At 64.7% G+C, this 20,396-nt stretch carries 20 protein-coding genes; 5 read left to right on the top strand and 15 right to left on the bottom strand.

From position 1 onward, the window contains the following. Positions 1-97: 97 nt before the first annotated feature. Complete coding sequence (locus ACO1XS_RS03365) at positions 98-814, bottom strand: transposase (RefSeq protein ID WP_331568843.1); 717 nt, start codon at positions 812-814, stop codon at positions 98-100. 182 nt (positions 815-996) lie between these two features. Here ACO1XS_RS03365 and ACO1XS_RS03360 point away from each other — a divergent pair, with 182 nt between their 5' ends. Both ACO1XS_RS03360 and ACO1XS_RS03355 read left to right on the top strand, forming a co-directional pair. Then, on the top strand, positions 997-1,722 hold the full coding sequence (locus ACO1XS_RS03360) for an OmpW/AlkL family protein (protein WP_331568841.1): 726 nt from the start codon (positions 997-999) through the stop codon (positions 1,720-1,722). 264 nt (positions 1,723-1,986) lie between these two features. After that, entirely contained in the window at positions 1,987-2,364 is a 378-nt protein-coding gene (locus ACO1XS_RS03355) for an ElaB/YgaM/YqjD family protein (protein ID WP_331568839.1), read from the top strand. A 53-nt stretch (positions 2,365-2,417) separates the two neighbouring features. Here the strand turns inward: ACO1XS_RS03355 and ugpQ are convergent, their stop codons facing one another. The 12 genes from ugpQ to ACO1XS_RS03295 form a co-directional block, all read right to left on the bottom strand. Further along, positions 2,418-3,179 carry a glycerophosphodiester phosphodiesterase gene (gene ugpQ / locus ACO1XS_RS03350; RefSeq protein ID WP_486389995.1) on the bottom strand — a complete coding sequence of 254 codons (762 nt, stop codon included), beginning with the start codon at positions 3,177-3,179 and terminating at the stop codon, positions 2,418-2,420. A 36-nt stretch (positions 3,180-3,215) separates the two neighbouring features. Next, complete coding sequence (locus ACO1XS_RS03345; protein WP_486389994.1) at positions 3,216-4,301, bottom strand: sn-glycerol-3-phosphate import ATP-binding protein UgpC; 1,086 nt, start codon at positions 4,299-4,301, stop codon at positions 3,216-3,218. A gap of 51 nt (positions 4,302-4,352) precedes the next feature. After that, entirely contained in the window at positions 4,353-5,198 is an 846-nt protein-coding gene (ugpE, locus tag ACO1XS_RS03340) for a sn-glycerol-3-phosphate ABC transporter permease UgpE (protein ID WP_331568833.1), read from the bottom strand. After that, a complete protein-coding gene (ugpA, locus tag ACO1XS_RS03335) occupies positions 5,195-6,079 on the bottom strand; it encodes a sn-glycerol-3-phosphate ABC transporter permease UgpA (RefSeq protein ID WP_331568831.1) in 885 nt (294 codons plus the stop codon). The genes ugpE and ugpA overlap by 4 nt, the downstream gene beginning before the upstream one ends. A 155-nt stretch (positions 6,080-6,234) precedes the next feature. After that, positions 6,235-7,563: a sn-glycerol-3-phosphate ABC transporter substrate-binding protein UgpB gene (gene ugpB, locus ACO1XS_RS03330; protein ID WP_331568829.1), complete on the bottom strand. Its 1,329-nt coding sequence runs from the start codon at positions 7,561-7,563 to the stop codon at positions 6,235-6,237. 79 nt (positions 7,564-7,642) lie between these two features. Next, entirely contained in the window at positions 7,643-8,869 is a 1,227-nt protein-coding gene (locus ACO1XS_RS03325; RefSeq protein WP_331568827.1) for a deoxyguanosinetriphosphate triphosphohydrolase, read from the bottom strand. Positions 8,870-8,917: 48 nt separating this feature from the next. Next, positions 8,918-9,994, bottom strand: a complete 1,077-nt coding sequence (gene aroB / locus ACO1XS_RS03320; RefSeq protein WP_486389993.1) for a 3-dehydroquinate synthase — start codon at positions 9,992-9,994, stop codon at positions 8,918-8,920. Continuing rightward, positions 9,991-10,497 carry a shikimate kinase gene (locus ACO1XS_RS03315; protein WP_414720215.1) on the bottom strand — a complete coding sequence of 169 codons (507 nt, stop codon included), beginning with the start codon at positions 10,495-10,497 and terminating at the stop codon, positions 9,991-9,993. Before ACO1XS_RS03315 ends, aroB begins: the two co-directional genes overlap by 4 nt. Positions 10,498-10,646: 149 nt before the next feature. Beyond that, positions 10,647-12,299 (bottom strand): type IV pilus secretin PilQ, encoded by a 1,653-nt coding sequence (locus tag ACO1XS_RS03310; RefSeq protein WP_486389992.1) that lies wholly within the window; start codon positions 12,297-12,299, stop codon positions 10,647-10,649. Continuing rightward, the gene (locus ACO1XS_RS03305; RefSeq protein ID WP_486389991.1) at positions 12,296-13,207 is read right to left on the bottom strand and encodes a hypothetical protein; all 912 of its coding nucleotides are present in this window, start codon (positions 13,205-13,207) and stop codon (positions 12,296-12,298) included. Before ACO1XS_RS03305 ends, ACO1XS_RS03310 begins: the two co-directional genes overlap by 4 nt. Continuing rightward, positions 13,204-13,854, bottom strand: a complete 651-nt coding sequence (locus tag ACO1XS_RS03300; RefSeq protein ID WP_331568821.1) for a hypothetical protein — start codon at positions 13,852-13,854, stop codon at positions 13,204-13,206. The genes ACO1XS_RS03305 and ACO1XS_RS03300 overlap by 4 nt, the downstream gene beginning before the upstream one ends. Beyond that, positions 13,851-14,855, bottom strand: a complete 1,005-nt coding sequence (locus ACO1XS_RS03295; protein WP_331568818.1) for a pilus assembly protein PilM — start codon at positions 14,853-14,855, stop codon at positions 13,851-13,853. Before ACO1XS_RS03295 ends, ACO1XS_RS03300 begins: the two co-directional genes overlap by 4 nt. 218 nt (positions 14,856-15,073) lie before the next feature. Between ACO1XS_RS03295 and ACO1XS_RS03290 the strand changes: the two genes are divergently transcribed. Beyond that, positions 15,074-17,512: a penicillin-binding protein 1A gene (locus tag ACO1XS_RS03290; protein WP_486389990.1), complete on the top strand. Its 2,439-nt coding sequence runs from the start codon at positions 15,074-15,076 to the stop codon at positions 17,510-17,512. Positions 17,513-17,615: 103 nt separating this feature from the next. Here ACO1XS_RS03290 and cyaY read toward each other — a convergent pair whose 3' ends face one another. After that, positions 17,616-17,936, bottom strand: coding sequence for an iron donor protein CyaY (gene cyaY / locus ACO1XS_RS03285; RefSeq protein WP_486389989.1), 321 nt, complete (start codon positions 17,934-17,936; stop codon positions 17,616-17,618). 49 nt (positions 17,937-17,985) lie between these two features. Between cyaY and lptM the strand changes: the two genes are divergently transcribed. Then, positions 17,986-18,312: an LPS translocon maturation chaperone LptM gene (lptM, locus tag ACO1XS_RS03280; RefSeq protein ID WP_331568814.1), complete on the top strand. Its 327-nt coding sequence runs from the start codon at positions 17,986-17,988 to the stop codon at positions 18,310-18,312. Between the two features lie 21 nt (positions 18,313-18,333). Beyond that, positions 18,334-19,596 carry a diaminopimelate decarboxylase gene (gene lysA, locus ACO1XS_RS03275; RefSeq protein ID WP_331568812.1) on the top strand — a complete coding sequence of 421 codons (1,263 nt, stop codon included), beginning with the start codon at positions 18,334-18,336 and terminating at the stop codon, positions 19,594-19,596. Between the two features lie 60 nt (positions 19,597-19,656). Here lysA and msrQ read toward each other — a convergent pair whose 3' ends face one another. After that, complete coding sequence (msrQ, locus tag ACO1XS_RS03270; protein WP_331568810.1) at positions 19,657-20,358, bottom strand: protein-methionine-sulfoxide reductase heme-binding subunit MsrQ; 702 nt, start codon at positions 20,356-20,358, stop codon at positions 19,657-19,659. Between the last annotated feature and the right edge of the window lie 38 nt (positions 20,359-20,396).

Raw genomic sequence — 20,396 nt, 5'->3', positions numbered from 1 at the left:
CCGTTCTCGCTTGCTTGCGGCTTCGCCCCAGCCCGCCCCCGCTCAACCGCGGGCGGCCGATCGCCCCCTGGCGCCAAGGATGGGGCGGCAACCAGCGCTACTGCTGCGCCTTATGCGGAGTGACTTCGCGGACCTTCCTGGGCCGGCCGCGCGGCAAAGGCGAAACGCGGCGGTTCGCGGCGCGCGCGGCCCACTCCCGATAGGTGTCTCCGCCGAGCACCCACCCTTTCAAAGTGGCCTGTTGAAGCTCGTTCGCCTCGCGCTCGTCGAGCGGCTGTTCGCACAGATCCTTGTACGCGCGCTGTCGCTCGAACGGCGTATTGCCGAGCGACCAGTAAAGCGGGTGATCGGTGACGAGGCTATCGACGGTGAGTCCGATGTGATGCCGATAGCTGGACCATCGGTAATCTTCGGCCGCCGTGACGAGATGCTCGCGCACGGGGCAAAGTTCGATCACCCGGCTGGCGAGCAGAAAGTACCGCTCGCCCTCGATGACCGTCGCCCGATAGCGCCCTTCCCACAATGTGCCGCGCCGCGAGTAGCGGCGATTGAAGTGCGCGACGTAGCGCCTGCCGACGGCCTGCATCGCCTTGGGCAAGCTCGATTCGTCGCTCGGCGTGACGAGCAGTTGAACCGCGCCCGGCATCAGCACATAAGCGTGAACCGCGAGGCGATGATCGCGCGACGCGGCTTTCAGGCAATCGACGAACAACTCGTAGTCCTGTTCGTCGACGAAGGCGGGCTGCTGATCGAGGCCGCGCAGTATGACGTGCTGCGGCTGTTCAGGGACGTAAAGACGTGCAAGCCGTGCCATGCTGGATTCCGTGAGTTCGTTGGTGAGTACCCGAAGGCGAAGCGCCGCGCAAGCGTTCGCAACGGCCGAATGCGACTGGTGCCGCGAGCACGCAACGCTTAGGGAGAATGCTCTAGCGCGCGCGCTTGGTTTGTGTGAAACCTTCTACTCATAATAGGCGGGCCTTTTATGGAGGAAGACATATGAAATTACAACAGGCCATCACGGGGGCGGTTGCGGCACTCGTATGCGCAACGGCTGCACACGCACAATCGGCCGGGACGTTCTACGCTGCAACGGGTTGGTTCCATTTTTCACCTCAATCTTCGAGCGATCCACTGCAGGTCGTCAGCATCGGCGGCGCCCCCGTGAACACACCGGTGGCGGGGACCGGCGCCTCGATCGACCAATCCGACACGCTTGGCCTGAGCGTAGGCTACTTCATCACGGATCACCTCGCAGCCGAGCTCGAAATCGGCGTCCCTCCCAAGTTCAACATCGAAGGGGCTGGCTCCTTCTCCCAGTTCGGCAAGCTTGGCAGCGCGCGCCAGTGGAGTCCCGCCCTGCTCGTCAAATGGAACTTCAGGAAGCCCGATGACAAGTTCCGCCCGTACCTCGGCATCGGCGTGACGCGCGTCTGGTTCACCGACGCGCAAATCACCAACAGCACGTTCCAATCCGCAGTCTTGCACGGAGGTCCGACCTCCGTCTCGACGGATCGTTCCTGGGCGCCCGTTTTCAACGCCGGTTTCAATTACTCGTTCAACAAGCATTGGTTTGCTGGGGTGTCGGTGTCGTACATTCCGGTCAGCGTCACCGCCGACCTCACTACGACCAACGTCGGGCCATTTGGTTTGACTGCCCATACGCAAGCAAAGATCAAGCTCAACCCGATCGTCACCTTCGCGAAGATCGGCTACGCCTTTTAGCATAGTCCAATTCGACCCTTCGCTCGCAACGCCACCGGACCGGTGGCGTTGTAATTTCCACCGCCGGTATTGCACTGCGCTGACGTTTCTACCCGATTTTCGTCGCACCTTTGCCGCTTGGCCTGACAGCCGCGCGACCGGCGTACAAGGGCGTTGCCCGGTCCGAGGCGGCTTGGCATCGAAGTTGCGGAACAAGGGCTTTCCCGCCATTCGAAACAGGAACGCGGGTACGTCCACCCCGTCAATCATGCTCACGGAGCGACCATGAACGCACTACCGAATACGCGAGACGCGCTCGATACATCATGGACGAGCGCCAGCCGTCATGCACGCCGTATCGCCCGACATAGTCGAAACGCAGCCGAAGATATTGGCTCGGAAATGCGAGAACTACTCTCCGAACTCGAAGCGACACTCGCTGACGGCACGCAGGCCGACGTCGCGCAACTGCGCGAACAAATGAAAAAACGTCTGGATGCGGCCCGCTCGCGGCTCGATGGCGCGCGAAATAACATTCGCGCCCGCGCTGCGACCGCCATTTCCGGTGCCAACGATTACGTACGCGAGAACCCGTGGGAGACGGTCGCCGTGGTCGGTGGCCTTGCTCTGATCACGGGCTGGTTGATGGCACGCTCGCGCTGAGGCAGGACACGCGCGAGACACCCGCCGGGGACTCGCGCGCCGGACCGCTTCCTTCAGTTGCGGTCGAAGAAATCCGCCCCGATCGAATCGATCCGGTCGGTGCAGATCGTATCGACTCCCCACCCGCCTAGCACTCGCGCGCGAGCCGGATCGTTCACCGTGTAGGCCAGGATGAAGAGCCCCGCGGACTTGATCTCGGCGACGAGTGCCGCATCGAGCTTGCGGTGATCCGCGTGTAGCGATACGCAACCGAGCGCCGCGGCGAGCGAGCGCCACTCGGCAGGCACGGCACCCACGAGCAACCCGCGCGGCAGCACGGCTACGGCATCGCGGGCGGCTGTCAGTGCTTCCATCGAAAACGACGACAAGAGCGGCGGAGGCGAGGACTCGGCCCACAGCCTCGCCGCCTCGGCCGCGACGCGCCGCCCCGTTTCGATCTCGCGTCCCGGGCAGGGTTTGATCTCTATGTTTGCCATCAGCCCGTGGCGCGCGCAGCGCTCCGCCACCTGCGCCAGCGTCGGCATCGATTCGCCCGCGAAGCGCGCATCGCGCCAGCTGCCCGCATCGAGCGCGGCGATCCGAGCGTAGTTCATGCGCGCGGCGGCGCCATGGCCATTGGAGGTCCGGTCCACCGTGTCGTCGTGCAGCAGAAAGACCACGTCGTCTGCCGAGAGCTTCGCGTCGAACTCGATCATCCTGTGCCCAAGCGCAGCACCCGTGTCGATACCCGCAAGCGTGTTCTCGGGTGCGAGGGTCCCGCCACCGCGATGCGCGACGACGCGCGGGTAAGGCCAACCGTTCAGTGCAGTCGTCATCTTCGTATTTCGTCTTCTGAGGCCAACATCATGCCGTCAACCGGCGCGTTTGCCGGTTGCGGGATCGAAAAAATGCAGGTGTTCGGACGGAAGCCCCACCGGCAAGATTTCGCCCGATAGGGGACGGTCTGCATGGGGCAGCCGCACCGTCACATCGTGGCTGCCCCAGCGGCCATGCGCGAGGTTGTCCGCGCCGAGTAACTCGCAGGAGTCCACCGCAAGACTCGCGCACGTTTGAGTGGCACGCGGCGCCATATGCTCCGGACGGATGCCGAGCACCCACTCGCGCCCGCACGCAATGGCGCTGCCGATGGCCGGATGCGCCGCAAGCGCGAGCAGAGGTCCGCCGCCGGCCACCTCGAAGGCCCGCCCGTCGTCCGAGAGCCGGCCCGAGAGCAGATTCATCGCCGGCGAGCCGATAAAGCCGGCCACGAAAATGGTCGCCGGACGCTCGTAGACTTCCGTCGGCGCGCCGATCTGTTCGGCATATCCGCGGTTCATGACGATGACACGCTGAGCGAGCGTCATGGCCTCGACCTGATCATGCGTGACGTAAAGGCTCGTCGTGGCGAGGCGGGCGTGCAGCCGCTGGATCTCCAGCCGCATCTGTACCCTGAGCTTCGCATCGAGATTCGAGAGCGGCTCGTCGAAAAGAAACACCGACGGCTCGCGCACGATCGCGCGCCCCATGGCGACACGTTGCCGCTGCCCGCCCGAAAGCTCGCGCGGCTTGCGACCCAGAAGAGGGTCCAACTCGAGTATCTTTGCCGCCGCGGCGACGCGAGTATCGATGTCAGCCCGCGCGAGCCCGCGGATCGTCAGGCCGTACGCCATGTTCTCGCGTACGCTCATATGCGGATAAAGCGCATAGTTCTGGAACACCATCGCAATATCGCGATCCTTCGGCTCGAGCTCGTTGACGACGCGCTCGCCAATGGCGATATGCCCTTCGGACACGCGCTCGAGCCCCGCGACCATGCGCAACAGCGTCGACTTCCCGCAGCCGGACGGCCCCACGAGCACGACGAATTCACCGTCGGACACGTCCACGTCGATGCCGTGCAGCACGAACTGTTTTCCGTCGTAGGTCTTGCGAACGCCTCTCAAACTCAACGCAGCCATGGTCCCTCGCTGATGTGACAATCCGTTATCCCTGCCGTCATCGGCATCGCACTATTTCTCCGCATCGACGAGCCCCCGCACGAACCACCGCTGCATCGCGATCACGACCACGAGCGGCGGCAACATCGCAAGCAGCGTCGCCGCCATGACGAGATGCCATTCGGTCGCCGTGTCGCCCTGCCCTATCATGGTTTTGATGCCGACCACGGCCGTCGTCATCGATGGCTCGCTCGAGACGAGAATCGGCCAAAGATACTGATTCCAGCCGTAGATGAACGTGATGACGAAAAGCGCCGCGATGTTCGTTTTCGACAGCGGCAACACCACGTCGCGAAAAAAGCGCAACGGGCCAGCGCCATCGATGCGCGCCGCGTCCATCAGTTCATCCGGCAGTGTCATGAAGAACTGCCGAAACAGAAACGTCGCGGTGGCGGAGGCGATCAACGGCAGCGTCAACCCCGCGTAGCTATTGATGAGGTGAAGCGACGAAGCCACGTGCACGGTCGGAAAAATCCGCACCTCGACCGGCAGCATGAGCGTCACGAAGATGAGCCAGAACGCCGTATTGCGAAACGGGAAACGGAAAAAGACGATCGCGTACGCGGAGATGATCGACACAGCGATTTTCCCGAGCGAGATAGCCAGTGCCATGATGAGCGAGTTGAGCAGCATGCGGCCGAACGGGCTCGCGGCATCGCCGGCCCCATGGCTCCAGACATGGACGATGTTCTCGATGAAGTGCGTGCTCGGCAAGAGCGAAAGCGGCACGGAGAAAACTTGCTGCTCGTTCATCGACGCCGCGCAAAACGCGACATAGACCGGGAACGCGATCAGCGCCACGCCCAGGATCAGGACGGCATGGCAAAAAAGATCGAAGCCTCTGCGATTTTCGATCATGAGTATTGAACCTTGCGTTCGATGAAACGGAACTGAACGACGGTCAGCCCTACGACGATCACCATCAGCACCACCGACTGCGCGCCGGAGCTGCCCATATCGAGCCCCTGGAAGCCTTCGATGAAAATCTTGTAGATCAGCGTTTTCGTCGACTGCGCAGGGCCCCCGCCCGTCGCGGCGTCGATTACCGGGAACGTGTCGAAGAATGCGTAGACGAGATTGACGACGAAAAGAAAAAACGTGGTCGGCGACAAAAGCGGCAAGGCGATGCCGAAGAATCGTCGCACCGGACCCGCGCCGTCGATCGCAGCCGCTTCGATCAGTGAACGCGGTATCGCCTGAAGGCCCGCGTAAAAGAACAGGAAGTTATAGCTGACCTGCTTCCAGACCGATGCCAGCACGACGAGAAACATCGCCTGCCCACCGTTGATCGCGTGATTCCAGACGATGCCGGCCTTCGCCAGCGCGAAGGTGACGAGGCCGATGCTGGGGTTGAACAGGAACGCCCATAGCACGGCCGCGATGGCCGGCGCGACGGCATACGGCCAGATCAGCAGCGTGCGGTAGGTCCGTGCACCGCGGGTGACGCGGTCGGCGCACGCCGCGAGCAAGAGCGAGACGACGAGACCGATCACCGTGACGAGGGTGCTGAAGACGATCGTCGTCTTGAATGAACCGAGATAAAGCGGATCGGCAAACAGGTGCTGGAAGTTGCCGAGACCGACGAACTCGCTCGATGTGCCGAACGCATCCTGCATTTGCGTGGACTGCCACAGCGCCTCGCCGGCCGGCCAGAGAAAGAAGATTGCGGTGATGGCCAACTGCGGCGCGATCAGCAGATAGGGCAGTGGGCTCGTGGGAAAGCGGGAACGTTCGTACATGGCGCGTCGCTCGATTAAGGCGCGGCGCCGCCGCCCATGCGGGCCGGCGGCCAAGCGCATCCAGCTGGGAAAGACGTTCGGTCCGCACTGCCCGCGCTGCCACCGACCGCGAGTAACGCGGCTCCCGGCAGCGCGGCGACACGCGAACCCGTGCGTCAGGTACCGGACTTTTCGAAGCGGCGCAACAACTCGTCGCCGCGCGAAACGGCCGAATCGAGCGCCTCTTTCGGCGTCTTCTTTTGCGCCCAGACCTGCTCGAGTTCCTCGTCGACGATCGTGCGGATTTGCGGCATGTTGCCCAGACGCAAACCCTTCGTGTACGGCAGCGGCGGCTTGTTCAGCATTTGCTTGATCGCCGTGTCCGCACCGGGGTTCTTCGCGTAAAAGCCTTGCTGCTGCGTTTCCTCGTAAGCCGCCTTCGTCACCGGCAGGTAGCCGGTGTCCTGATGCCATTTTGCGGCGACCGCGGGCGACGTCAGATAAGCGAGGAATTTGGCAACGCCCTTATACGTGTTCGCGTCCTTGCCGGACAGCACCCAGAGGCTTGCCCCGCCGATGATCGCGTTTTGCGGCGCACCCTTGACTCCCGCGTCGTACGGCATCATGCCCGTGCCGAATTGAAACTTCGCGTACTTGCGAATCGACGCCAACGAGCCCGAGGAGCTCGTCAAAATCCCGCAATCGCCGCTGTAGAACTTCGACATCGCTTCGTCCTTGCGGCCCGCATACGTGAAGGTGCCGTCCTTGGCCATCTTCTGCAGAAATGCGATGTGCGCGATCTGCTGCGGGCCGTTGAACTCGAGCTTGGCGTCCGTACCGTCGAAACCGTTATTGCGGGTCGCGAACGGCAGTCCATGCCACGCGCTGTAGTTTTCGAGCTGGACCCATCCCTGCCATCCCGTCGTGAACCCGCACGACATGCCCGAAGCCTTGAGCTTGGCCGCGTCCGCGGCCACTTCGTCCCACGTCTTCGGCGGTTGGCTCGCATCGAGCCCGGCCTTCTTGAACGCATCCTTGTTGTAGTACAGCACCGGCGTCGAGCTGTTGAAGGGCATCGAAACGAGCTCGCCTGTCTTCGCATCGCTGTAGTAGCTCGCGATCGTCGGCACGAACGCCGATTGATCGAGCGGTACGCCAGCCTGCTTGAAGACCTCGGTCACCGGGACGATCGCCTTTTTCGCCTGCATCATCGTGGCCGTGCCGACTTCATAGACCTGGAGGATCGCCGGCGCATTGCCGCTGCGATAAGCCGCGATGCCGGCCGCCAGCGTCTGATCGTACGAACCCTTGTATGCGGGCACGATCTTGTAGTCGCTCTGGGAAGCATTGAAATCCGCGGCGATCTGATTCACCCGTTCGCCGAGCGCGGCCTCCATCGCGTGCCAAAACTGAATCTCCGTTGCCGCGAAAACGCCCTGACTCACGCCCGCGAAGAGCGCAACCCCGATTGCCGCAGAACGGACCAGCGTTTTGTATCCCTTCATGTCTTCTCCTCTCCGTAGTGGACGCAACATCGCGCCGGTTGGAGCTGAAATCGATTTCAGCTCCAACCGGGCGAGCAGTTTAGTTATCGTTTATGACAAACAGACGTTGGTACTCCTTGAGCGCATAGCGATCCGTCATGCCGGCGATGTAATGCGCGATCAGCCGCGGCTGGAGGGCTGGATCTTCGGCAACGTAATCGGGCGGCAAGAGGCGCGGATCTTCGGTGAACGCATCGAAAAGGCCGGTGATGACACGACGCGCCTTGTTCGCCATGCGCATGACGCGATAGTGCCGGTACAGGTTCTTGAACAGAAAGCGCTTGAGCTCGACCGCTTGAGCCGCAATGGCGCTGCTGTGCGCCACGAGCGATGGGGCCGCGCGCACGGCGTCGAGCGAATCGGGGCGCTGCTCGGCAAGGTTGGCGCGCGTCGTCTCGATCAAGTCGACGATCAGCGTGTTGATAATGCGGCGCACCGTTTCGTGCACGAGGCGGCGCCCTTCGAGTTCGGGATGCGCGTGCCTGGCCTCTTCGTAATGCCGATGCCAAAGCTCGACTTCCGCGAGTTGGCCGATCGTGAGCAGACCGGAACGCAGCCCGTCGTCGACATCGTGATTGTTGTACGCGATCTCGTCGGCAATATTGGCGATCTGAGCCTCGAGCGACGGCCGCTTGCCCGTCAGAAAACGCTCTCCGAGCTCGCCGAGGTTCAATGCGTTTTCGCGCGAGCAATGCTTGAGAATGCCTTCCCGGGTCTCGAAGCAAAGGTTCAGGCCGTTGAAGCCGCCGTAATGCTCCTCGAGTTCGTCGACGACCGCCAGGCTTTGCAGATTGTGCTCGAAGCCGCCGTGCGCACGCATGCAATCGTTGAGCGTATCCTGCCCGGCATGGCCGAACGGCGTGTGACCGAGATCGTGAGCGAGCGAAATCGCTTCGACGAGATCCTCGTTGACGCGCAGGTTGCGCGCCACGGAGCGCGCGATCTGTGCCACTTCGAGACTGTGCGTCAGCCGTGTGCGGAACAGATCGCCTTCGTGATTGACGAAGACCTGGGTCTTGTATTCGAGACGGCGAAACGCCGTCGAGTGAACGATGCGGTCCCGGTCGCGCTGGAATTCGGTGCGCGCGAGCGGCGCCGATTCCGCGTAGCGGCGGCCCCGCGAGCGGGCCGAATGGGCGGCATAAGGCGCCAGATGCGCTTCGAGCATTTCGACCGTGGGTGCGCCCCAAACGGATGAAACCGCTTGTGAGCCGCGCTCGCCCGGCGCTGCGCCAGGCGATCGGTCATGCGTCGGGTTCTGCTCCACATGTCCCCCTTTCGAATCGGCGCGCTGCGCCGGACGTCCGCGCTCGCTTCAGACGTTGGCCGCGAGCGTCTCGCGCAATACGTTTTCCGGCACGCCAGTCATGAAAGGCCCGCCGATGCGTTCCAGCAATACGAATTTGATTTGTCCCGCCTCAGCCTTCTTGTCGACTTTCATCGATTCGATATAGCGATCGTCACCCAGCTGCGGCCCACGCACCGGCAGCCGTGCCGCCGCCACGACGGCGACGAGGCGCCGGCGTGCGGCTTCATCGAGCCGGCCAATGCGTACCGACAAGTCCGCCGCCATCACCATCCCGCAGCCAACGGCCTCGCCATGTAACCACTGCCCATAGCCGAGACCCGCTTCGATGGCATGACCGAACGTATGGCCGAAGTTCAGGATCGCGCGCAACCCGCCCTCTCGCTCGTCGGCCGCGACGACGGACGCCTTGATCTCGCAGCAGCGTTTGACCGCACGGGCGAGCGCGTCTTCGTCGCAGCGGTTGAGCGCGTCGATATTGGCCTCGATCCAGTCGAAAAAACCGGCATCGGCAATCGCCGCCGTCTTGATGACTTCCGCCATGCCGGCCGCGAGTTCACGCTCCGGCAGCGTGCGCAGCGTGCCGATATCGGCAATGACCGCAAGCGGCTGATAGAACGCGCCGATCATGTTCTTGCCCAGCGGATGATTGATGCCGGTCTTGCCGCCGACGGAGGAATCGACTTGCGAAAGCAGGGTCGTTGGCACCTGGATGAACGGCACCCCTCGCATATAGCAGGCGGCCGCGAAACCGGTCATATCGCCGATGACGCCGCCGCCGAGCGCGATCAGCGTCGTCTTACGGTCCGCACGGGCTTCGAGCAGCCCATCGAAGATGCGATTGAGCGTTTCCCAATGCTTGTAGGACTCGCCGTCCGGCAGCACGACCGTCGACACTTCTTTGCCGAGCGGGGCGAGCGCGGCGCGCAGCTGCGCGCCGAAGAGCGGCTCCACCGTCGTGTTCGTGACGATCATGACCGATGCGCCGGCAATATGCGGCGCGAACAGTTCAGTGCGGCCGATCAGATCGGCCCCGATGTGAATGGGGTAGCTACGTTCGCCCAAATCGACGTTAACGGTAATCATGTATTTGCCTGCCGGGTGATGCCGGCCATTTCGAGTTGCATGAGGACCATATTGACCAATCCGTTGACCGACGGGCGCCCTGTCTCCACGACGAAATGCGCGCACTCCCGGTAAAGCGGGTCTCGCACCGCATAAAGCGCTTCGAGCTTCGCCTTAGGATCCTCCGTCTGCAACAGCGGCCGGTTTTTGTCTTTGCGAGTCCGCAGCCAGAGATCGTGCGGATTGGCCCGAAGATAGACGACGATACCGCGGCTGTGCAAAAGTGCGCGATTTTCCGGACGCAGGACCGCCCCGCCGCCCGTCGCGAGGACGATCGCCTCGCGCCCGGTCAGCTCCGCTATCACGTGAGCCTCGCGGTCTCGAAAGCCGGCCTCGCCCTCGAGCTCGAAAATCACCGGGATTCGCGCCCCGGTGCGCGCTTCGATTTCGTGATCGGAGTCGAAAAACGGCCGATCGAGCCGGCGCGCGACCGCACGGCCCACAGTGGTCTTACCCGCCCCCATGAGCCCGACGAAGAAAATGCTGGTGTTTGCGCCCTGCTCTTGCAACAGTACCCTCTGATCAATTCGGATGTGGTTCGTGGCGCAGCTTACTGGCAAAGGCGCCGGCTTGTCGAGTCGCCCACCGGGGCGCAGCCGGCCGCCCCGGCGCGTCAATCGATCGAAACGATGCGCGGCGTAATGAAAACGACCAGTTCGCTGGCATGCTCGCGCTGCGTCCGATGGCGAAAAAACGCGCCCAAAACCGGTATTTTGCCCAACAGCGGCACGCGCGTCACATCGTCGCGATCGCGATTCTCGTAGATTCCGCCGATCGATACGGTGCCGCCATCCTCGACTTCGACACGCGTTCGCACATGTTTCGTGTCGATCGCGAGCCCCGCGGCCGTCGCCTCCCCGACACTGTCCTTCGCAATATCGAGGTCCAGGATCACGCGGCCATTCGGCGTAATCTGCGGCTCGACCTCGAGTTTGAGCGTCGCACGGCGAAACTGGATGCCGGACACGCCGTTGCGCACCTTCGCCTGGTAGGGCAGCTCCTTGCCTTGTTCGACGACCGCCTTCATGCGATCCGCCGTGACGATACGCGGGCTCGACACGATTTCGCCCCGCCCCTCGGCCTCGAGCGCACTCAACTCGGCCGTTACGAGACGCGTGGCGCGCGCCGCGAAAAGCGTGAGCCCAGCCGTGGCGGCATCGAAGCCCGCCAGCGCTTGCGCGGACAAGTCGTGCACGAGCCCGTTGCGATCGCCCGAGAACCCAATGACATCGTCGCTCGCTGCCCTGCCTGGGCCGCGCACGGAAAGGCGCGCGCCGAGATCGCGCGAGAAACCCCGCACGCCCTCCACGATACGCGCTTCGATCAGCACTTGCCGGCTCGGCTTGTCGATCGCCGCGACGAGCTCCGCGACCTGTGCCAGCCGAGCCTCCAGATCCGTGACGAAAAGCAGATTGGTTCGGGCATCGGCCATCGCCGCGCCGCGCTTCGAGAGCACCCGCTGGCTCCCCGAAGCTGTCAGAAGCCGCTGCACGTCCTCGGCCCGAGGATAACGCAGCGCGAACGTGCGGCTCGCCAGCGGCTCCAGATCCGCCGCGCGGGCATGGGCCTCGAAGCGCAATCGCTCGCGAGCGGCCAGCTCGGCTACCGGGGCCACCCATATCACATTGTCGCGCCGGATCATGGCCAGCCCATTGGCGTCCAGTAGCGTATCGAAGGCGCTGCGCCACGGCACGGCGTCGAGAAAAAGCGATACGTTGCCCTGTACACGGCCGCTCGCCACGATGTTCAGGCCCGTGAACCGGGCGAACGCGTCGAATACGTCGGCGAGCCGCGCGTCGCGAAAATGCAGCGTGATGGGTTGACCATCCCCGTCTTCGCGCCCGCCACGGCGCTGCATACCATCACTCATTCGCTGGGGCGGACCGAGCGGCACCGGCGGCCCCTCGAGTCGATTCGACCCATCGCCGGAGGCGCGCTCCGGGGCCCGTCTGTCCGCGGCCTCGTCGGCGTTACGTGATGAAGTACCGTTAGCCTCGGGCGCATCGCCGCTGTCCGCGTCGCGCGTGTCGCCACGGTCCGCAAGCTTCGCTGCGCCGATGTCCTCATCGTGCTCGGCAGCCGTACCGCGGGCGCCGCTGTCCGACAGCGTGCCGTGATCGGCATCCAGCCCGCCTTCGGCAGGCCATGCGCCTTGGGTTGGCATGCCGGGCGGAAGCGGCGGCAGCACCGGTAAGCGCGCAAGGGCCGGAGCACCGGTCAGCAAGATAAAGGCCACCATTGCAAGGCGTGCGCAGCGCGACGTCATGACCCCGCTCCGATCGCCAACACGCGCGTACCCGTTTGGTGAGCCAGCGTGATGCTGGCCGACCCGATCCGCATCAGACGTTCATTGCCGAGCATCTGACCGGGCAGATAGACGGCGCCTTGGCCCTCCACCTCGATGAGTGCGAGCGAACGGGCGCCTTCGATCATGAGGCCAGTCAGTCGCAGCTCGGATGCCGGGCTGGGCACGGCTGCCGGCGGCGCCCGGAACGGATCGCCGGACGGGCCCCCGATCTCGCCTGCGTGCGACGCCGGTACGCTCGGCAGGGAGTCGTGGACCTCGAGCTCAGCCTGGAGGAGAAGCCCCTGTGCGCCGTGTTCCAGTTCGAGCTCAGCCGGCACCACCAGTACCGGCAACGTCGAAAGCGCGCTCAGGAACGCGACGAAGGAAGCGAAGCTGGATTTTGCCGCCAACCTGACGACATGCCCTGCTTCCTCGCCGGCTGCCGCGCGGTCGCCCGGTTCCACCGATTGCAGCGTCATGCCGCTGCGCTCAGCCAGCGCGGCAATGGACTGCCAGGCCGTCGGCCGCATTCCGTCCGAGGGCACTGCCGGCGCGGGCAAACCCTGCACGGCCTGCCGCAACTCAGGCAACGCCGAGGCTTTCGAGCGCGCATCGTCGAGGCGATGCGCCAATGCGGCGAGCGCAGCACTGTCGGTCGCGTCGCTCCGATCGTGGCGCAACGCTCTGCAGCCCTGCACCAGCGCAAACGCAACGCTCGCAACAGCGACGGCCATCAGTAGCCGATGCGATCCGCCCCACCGTTCGGGCATCGAAACGAGCGTGCGGCACCACTCGCCCAGTTCCGAAGGGCGCGGCATCCCCACTGGGCGGCCGAATGTGCGCAGCAGCCCCGACGGCGAAATCCTCATGCGTTCGAACAGACTCATCGTCGCCCCCGTTCGAAGGCGCGCGGCTCGGAAGCCTGCGCCTGAACGTCGGCGCCGTTCACCGCCAGCCGCACGAGGAACGCGACCGCCCCTTGACCCGCGCCGCTGCCTGAGCCGAGGCGCAGGTCCGCGAGCTCGGCCGCGCGGATGCCCGGGACACGCCCTAGCCGCTCGAGTAGAAGCGCGGGCATTGCGGTGTCCACCGCACTCGCCACGATCTCGATGCCGCGGCTGCTCAAATGCAGTCGCTCGAGGACGATACCGGCCACAGGCTCGCGACGCAGTACATCGGCGACGCCCCACAGCGCTTCGCGCGGGCGCGCGAGCATGCGCGAGCGCTCGCTGCGCGCACGCATGCTCGCCTGTACGCGCTCGAGCCGCCGATATTCCGCGACCGGCGCCGCCAATTCGGCGAGATCGGCTTCGAGCCGATGACGCGAACGCTCGGCGCGCTCCTGCGCAAACGAGCCTGTCGCACTCCAGATCAGCGCGGCTGCCACACCCGCGAGACCGGCTGCCGCGCATTCGCGCAAAACGCGCCCGCGGAGCCTGCGCGCGTCGCGCTGCCGGTGCGGCAGCAGATTGAAGCCCCCCACATGCAGTCCGACCGCTCGTCCGGAGCGATCGACGAGGACCCGGGCGATCATTGCTCGACCCCGCCCAACGCGAGCCCATAAGCAACGGCGAACCCGGGCTCGTGCGCGCGTGAAAGCGACGAGCCCGGCGTCAGAAACGGAGCGCATGCGAATGGCAACGCGAGACACCCCAGCAGATCGCCAATATCGGCAAGCGCAAGACTGTCGCTCGCAAGCGCATCGAGGTCGCCGCCCGCCACGGCACACGCGAGCGCGTGAGGCCCTGCGAGTTCGCGCAACATGTCAGGCAAGCCCCGGCGTTGCGACGCCGGACAACACCCATGCGCCTCGATGGTGCTGCCGCGAATGCGCCAGCCGTAGACGCCGTCGTCGCCGGCCCAGAGCGCGGCGAAGGACTCCATGCCCCGCAGCGCGGGCGCCGCGGTTCGAACGAGCGCGCGCAAAGCCGCGGCCGGCTCGCTATCGACCGCAACCAGTGCGATACCCGCACCCGCGGCCGCTTCGATGCGCGCTTCGAGGTGAGCGCGGGCCGTCGCAGCGATCGTCAGATGCGAGGCGCTCCCGGCGCCGGCTTCCACCTGTACGCAATCGGAAGCGGCACTGCGCTCCACGCGCCAATCGACAGCCAACGCCTCGCGCTCGATGCCCGCAATGCGCTCCGCGTGCGCGCGCGCCGCGCTTTCGAGGGGATCGGCAACTCCAGTACCTCGCGCGCCGGGGAGCCCCGCGCGCAACTGCGGCAACGGCATCGAGGCAATCCATGTGAGGCTGCCCGGCACGGCCATCGCCGCCGGCAGCGCACGGACCGTGCGCGCGGCGGGCCACCGGCCCAGAAGTGCCGCAAGCGCCGCGGCGATGGCGCGAACATCGGCGATATGTCCGCTCGCCATTGCCGAGCTCGGAAGCGGCTCCGCCCCAAGCCATTCGACGCGCGACGCGGCCAACGGCCGAACACACCGGCTGACCACGACGAGCCTCAATTCGTGTTCGCTCAGATCGATGCCGGCGGCGAACCGGCGCATCGCGGGCATCCATCGCGTTTCGATCAGCATCGTTTCTCCTTGCGGCAGCGAGGCGGCGCGCGCGTGCAGCGCTCGCCTCGGTTGAGATGGAGAAATGGTGCCGGCCCACGTATCGTCTGAACATTCGACCGAACGGCCAGGCCAAGGCCTATCGCTTCCGCCTGTGCCTGCCGCCTATGCCGTTAAGCCAATCGAAAGCCCGTCCCGACCGGTGGCTATAATGATGGGTTCCTCTGGACAGCTCTTTTATGCAGCCCCTCGATCCTCCGCCGCCTGCGCCCGAACCGCCGCGCCCGCCCACCCGGCGTTGGGCCCGTATTGCGATGAAGACGCTCGCCGTACTCGCTGGCCTGGCTGCCGCCGGCGTGCTGTGTGTCGGCCTCGTGCTGGGCTATGGCTGGCTCGTCGCGAGTCAGCGCTTGCCGTCGATCGCGGCGCTCACCGATTACCGTCCGAAAATCCCACTGCGGATCTATACGGCGGACCACGTACTGATCGGCGAATTCGGCGAAGAGCGGCGCGACGTCGTCCATATAGCCGAGGTTCCCCGCTACATGAAGCAGGCGATACTCGCCATCGAAGACTCCCGCTTTTACGATCATGGCGGTGTCGATCTCGCGGGCATCGCACGCGCGAGCCTCGCCGCGCTCAGCAACGGGCATGCGACGCAAGGCGCGAGCACGATCACCATGCAAGTGGCGCGCAACTTCTTCCTGTCGAGCGAGAAGACGTTCACGCGCAAGATCTACGAGATGATGCTGGCTTACAAGATCGAGCAGGAACTGACAAAAGATCAGATCCTCGAGGTCTATATGAATCAGATCTACCTCGGCCAGCGCGCATACGGTTTCGCCTCGGCCGCGCGGATCTACTTCGGCAAGGACCTGCGTCAGGTCACACTCGCTGAGGCCGCCATGCTGGCCGGGCTGCCGAAAGCGCCGTCGGCGTACAACCCGGTCGTCAATCCGGCCCGCGCCAAAGTCCGTCAGCAATACATCTTGCAACGCATGCTCGAGCTCGGCGACATCACGCAAGCTCAATACGATGCAGCCGTCAACGAGCCGCTCACCGTCGCGAAAACGACCGTGCAGCAATTCAGCGTGCATGCCGAGTACGTCGCGGAGATGGTTCGGCAGGCCATGTATGCGCAATATCGCGACGAAGCGTATACGCGCGGGCTCAATGTCGTGACGACGATCGATTCGGCCGATCAGGCCAACGCATACCGCGCATTGCGCCGCGGCTTGATGAGCTACGACGCCCGGCGCGGCTATCGCGGCCCGGACGGCTTCATCGACCTGCCGGCTGCGGGCAGTGCACGCGAGCAGGCCATCGCCGATGCACTCGCGAGTTACCCCGACAACGGCGATGTGACGGCAGCGGTGGTCGTCTCGGCCACGCCTCGCGAAGTCCACGCCATGCTCGCCAATGCGAGCACCGTCACCATCACGGGCGAAGGACTGCGCTTTGCCGCCCCCGCGCTCGGCACGAAGAGCTCGCAGGCCGCCCGCATTCGCCCCGGCGCGATCGTGCGGGTCATGAAACGCGACGACGGACAGTGGGCGATCGTCCAGCTGCCGCAAGTGGAAGGCGCGTTCATTTCGATCGCGCCCGCGGACGGCGCGATACGCTCGCTCGTCGGCGGCTTCGACTTCAACAAGAACAAGTTCAATCACGTCACACAGGCATGGCGCCAGCCCGGCTCGAGCTTCAAGCCGTTCGTCTACTCGGCGTCGCTCGACAAGGGGCTCGGGCCCGCAACGATGATCAACGACGCGCCGCTCTTTTTCAGCGCGGCGCAAACGGGCGGCACGCCTTGGGAGCCCAAGAACTACGGCGGCGGATTCGACGGCCCGATGACGATGCGCACGGCGCTGCAAAAGTCGCGCAATCTCGTGTCGATCCGCATCCTCGCGCACATCGGCACGCATTACGCACAAGACTACATCACCCGTTTCGGGTTCGATGCCGAGCGGCACCCCGCCTACCTGCCGATGGCCCTCGGGGCGGGACTCGTGACGCCGCTGCAGATGGCCGGCGCGTACTCGGTCTTCGCCAACGGCGGCTATCGCGTCAATCCCTATCTGATTGCCGAAGTCACCGATCCGCAAGGCATCGTGCTCGCCCGCGCGCAACCGATCGTCGCCGAGCAGAACGCGCCGCGCGCCATCAACGAAGCCAATGCCTACATCATGAACAGCCTGCTGCAAAGCGTGGCGCAGCGCGGCACAGGGGCCAAGTCGAACCAGCTCGGACGCAAGGATCTGGGCGGCAAGACAGGTACCACCAACGAATCGCGCGACGCCTGGTTCGCCGGCTACCAGCACATGCTCGCGGCCATCGCATGGGTCGGCTATGACAATCCGCGCAGCTTGGGCGACCGCGAGACCGGCGGCGGCGTCGCCCTGCCGATCTGGATGGATTACATGCGCGAAGCGCTCAAGGGTGTGCCGCCGTACGAGATGCCGATGCCCTCGGATGTGGTGACGCTCGGCGGCGAGCTCTACATCGACGGATTCGAACCGGGTCAGGGTTTCGTCGCGTCAGTCGGTGTGCCGCAAGCCGCGCAGGAGGGAGAGGCCGGATCTGAAACCGCCGCGGCATCGGATGCTCCGCCGGGCGCGGCGCCCGCCGCGGGTGCCGCCGACGAAGGGCAGCGTGTCATGAATCTGCTGGACGGCCACTGATACGGGCGACGACAAGACAAGGCGGCCACAACTCACCGCCCGTAGCCGCCTATCCGTTCCGCCTATCCGTTCGCGCGGGCGGCGGGAGCCCGATTCGTCGCGCTCAGCGGGCGGCGAATCTGACCGGCTCACCGGCCTGCTGCGTCGCGTAGTCGGAAAGCGCGGCATAGAACTCCGTGCCGTTGCGCGTATCGCGCCACTCGCCGTCGATAAACCTGAAGTGAAAACCGCCGGCCTTGGCCGCGATCCAGACTTCCTGCATCGGCGGCTGCAGGTTGACGATGATCTTCGATCCGTTCTCGAATTCGAGCGTGAGGACGTTGCCGTTACGCTCAGCCTCGATGTCGGCATCGATATCGTCGAGTGCCGCTTCGACGGCGGCCAGCACGGCCTCCGCGCGGCTCAGGTAGTCACTGTCGCTCATGCTAAACTCCGGCGCTTAAACCTATTCACAGGCCAATTCAAAGACAGTCATGCGAGTCGTCTTCAGGATGAGCGCGATTGTAGCGGCTTTGGCCGTTGCGACAAGCGTGTCGATAGCGGGATGCGGGCAGCGCGGGCCGCTTTATTTGCCGAGCGTCCCCCCGCTGCCGCCCAAACCCGTCGAGCATACCGAGCCGTCCTCCGAACGCACGCCCGCCGCGTTGCCCGAGCCCGACGCGCAGCAAGCGCCGGACGATTCGGCATCGAAACCGTTGATGCTCGCACCGGCCGACCAACTCGGCGGCGCGGCTTCCGGCGTGCGCGCTCCGTCGCCCGCAAGCGCCGCCTCGGATGCTGCCCCTGGCGCCAACCAGTAACACACCGATCCCACTCGTCGCATGTCAGATTCCGCCTTCCATTACGTCGATGGCGTGTTGCACGCCGAAGGCGTCAGCGCCGTCTCGCTCGCCGAGCAGTTCGGCACGCCGCTTTACGTCTATTCGCGCGCCGCGCTGACCTCGGCTTACGAAGCCTATGCCCGCGCCTGCGTCGGCCGTCGTGCCGCGATTCATGTGGCGGTCAAGGCCAACAGCAATCTGGCCGTACTGAATGTCTTCGCGCGGCTCGGCGCAGGCTTCGACATCGTCTCGGGCGGCGAGTTGGCCCGCGTCCTCGCCGCCGGCGGCGATGCCGCAAACGTCGTTTTTTCGGGTGTCGGCAAAAGTGTCGGAGAAATCCGCGAGGCGCTCGCGGCCGGCGTGAAGTGCTTCAACGTCGAATCGATCCCGGAACTCGATCGTCTGGATGCGGTGGCGGGCGAACTCGGCATGAAGGCACCGGTATCGCTGCGCGTGAATCCCGATGTCGATCCGAAGACGCATCCGTACATCTCGACGGGGCTCAAGGCGAACAAGTTCGGTGTGGCGTTCGACGATGCCGTCGCCACCTACCGACGCGCCGCGGCCATGCCGAACCTCGAAGTGATCGGCATCGATTGCCACATCGGTTCGCAGATCACCGAAATCGCGCCCTACCTGGACGCGCTCGACAAGCTGCTGGAGCTCGTCGACGCGATCGAAGCCGATGGCATTGCGATTCGTCATATCGACGTCGGGGGCGGCCTCGGCATCCGGTACGACGATGAAACACCACCCGATACGACCGTTTTCGTGCGCACGCTGCTCGATCGTATCGATGCGCGCGGACACGGGCATCGGGAGGTGTTCTTCGAGCCCGGCCGCTCGGTGACAGGCAACGCGGGGGTATTGCTCACGCGGGTCGAATTTCTGAAATCAGGCGCCGAAAAGAACTTCGCGATCGTCGATGCCGCGATGAACGATCTGGCGCGCCCCGCGATGTACCAGGCGTTTCACGCGATCGAGCCCGTCGTTCTGCGCAGCGACGCGCCATGCGTCTACGATGTCGTCGGCCCCGTATGCGAAAGCGGCGACTGGCTCGGGCGCGACCGTGCACTGGCTGTTGCGCCGGGCGATTTGCTCGCGATCCGCTCGGCCGGGGCATATGGTTTCGTGATGAGTTCGAACTACAACACGCGGCCACGCGCGGCAGAAGTGATGGTGGATGCCGGCCATGCGTATCTGGTTCGCGCACGCGAGACCGTCCAGGCGCTTTTCAGCTCCGAGACGGTGCTTCCGCGTTAAAGGCTGAACGCGCAAAGACGGGCACGCGCACTGCATGGGCGCGAAACGCGCGCGGCCCGCTCAACGCGCACCGTGTCGCGCCACCCACTGCGCTCGCATCCACGCGAGCAACCGCCAGCCCAGCAGCGCGAGCATGATCGCACCGTAGAGCTTCGGCAGCGCCAGATCGTGCTTGCCTGCCTTCATCCACCAAAAGTGCAGGATCGCGAGTGCGCCGATGACGTACACGGCGCGATGCAGTGTCTGCCAGCGCCGCCCCAGCTTGCGCACGGCGGCGCGCGGCGAGGTCGCTGCCAATACGATCAACAGCACGAACGCGGCGAACCCGACGGTGATGAACGGCCGCTTGCCGATATCCTTCGCCACCTCGGCAAGATCGAACCACTTGTCGAACCAGATATAGGTGATGAAGTGCAGGGTCGCGTAAAAGAACGCATAGAGCCCCAGCATGCGGCGAAATCGCTGCAGCGCATTGATGCCCGATAACTTGCGCAGCGGTGTCACAGCGAGCGTGATGCAAAGAAAGACGAGTGTCCATAACCCGGTCGACCAGGTGATGAACCGGATCGGATCGGCTCCGAGCCCGTCGGTGAATCCCAGGAACACGAGCCGTAAGAGCGGATACCAGGCAGCGATGAACACTGCCACTTTCGCGGGCGCGATCCAAGGCTCGCCCTTGCGCGGCGATACCGCGGCGCGGCGCGGTTCGCGCGTAGCCGTTGCGTCGGCGCGGCGGTTCAAGGTCGGAGTCTCGGTCGTCATGATGGTGGCATTTACGTTCGCTGAATCAACAACCCGAT

The sequence above is a fragment of the Trinickia sp. genome (assembly GCF_057351765.1).
This window is presented reverse-complemented; position numbering and strand designations above follow the sequence as displayed.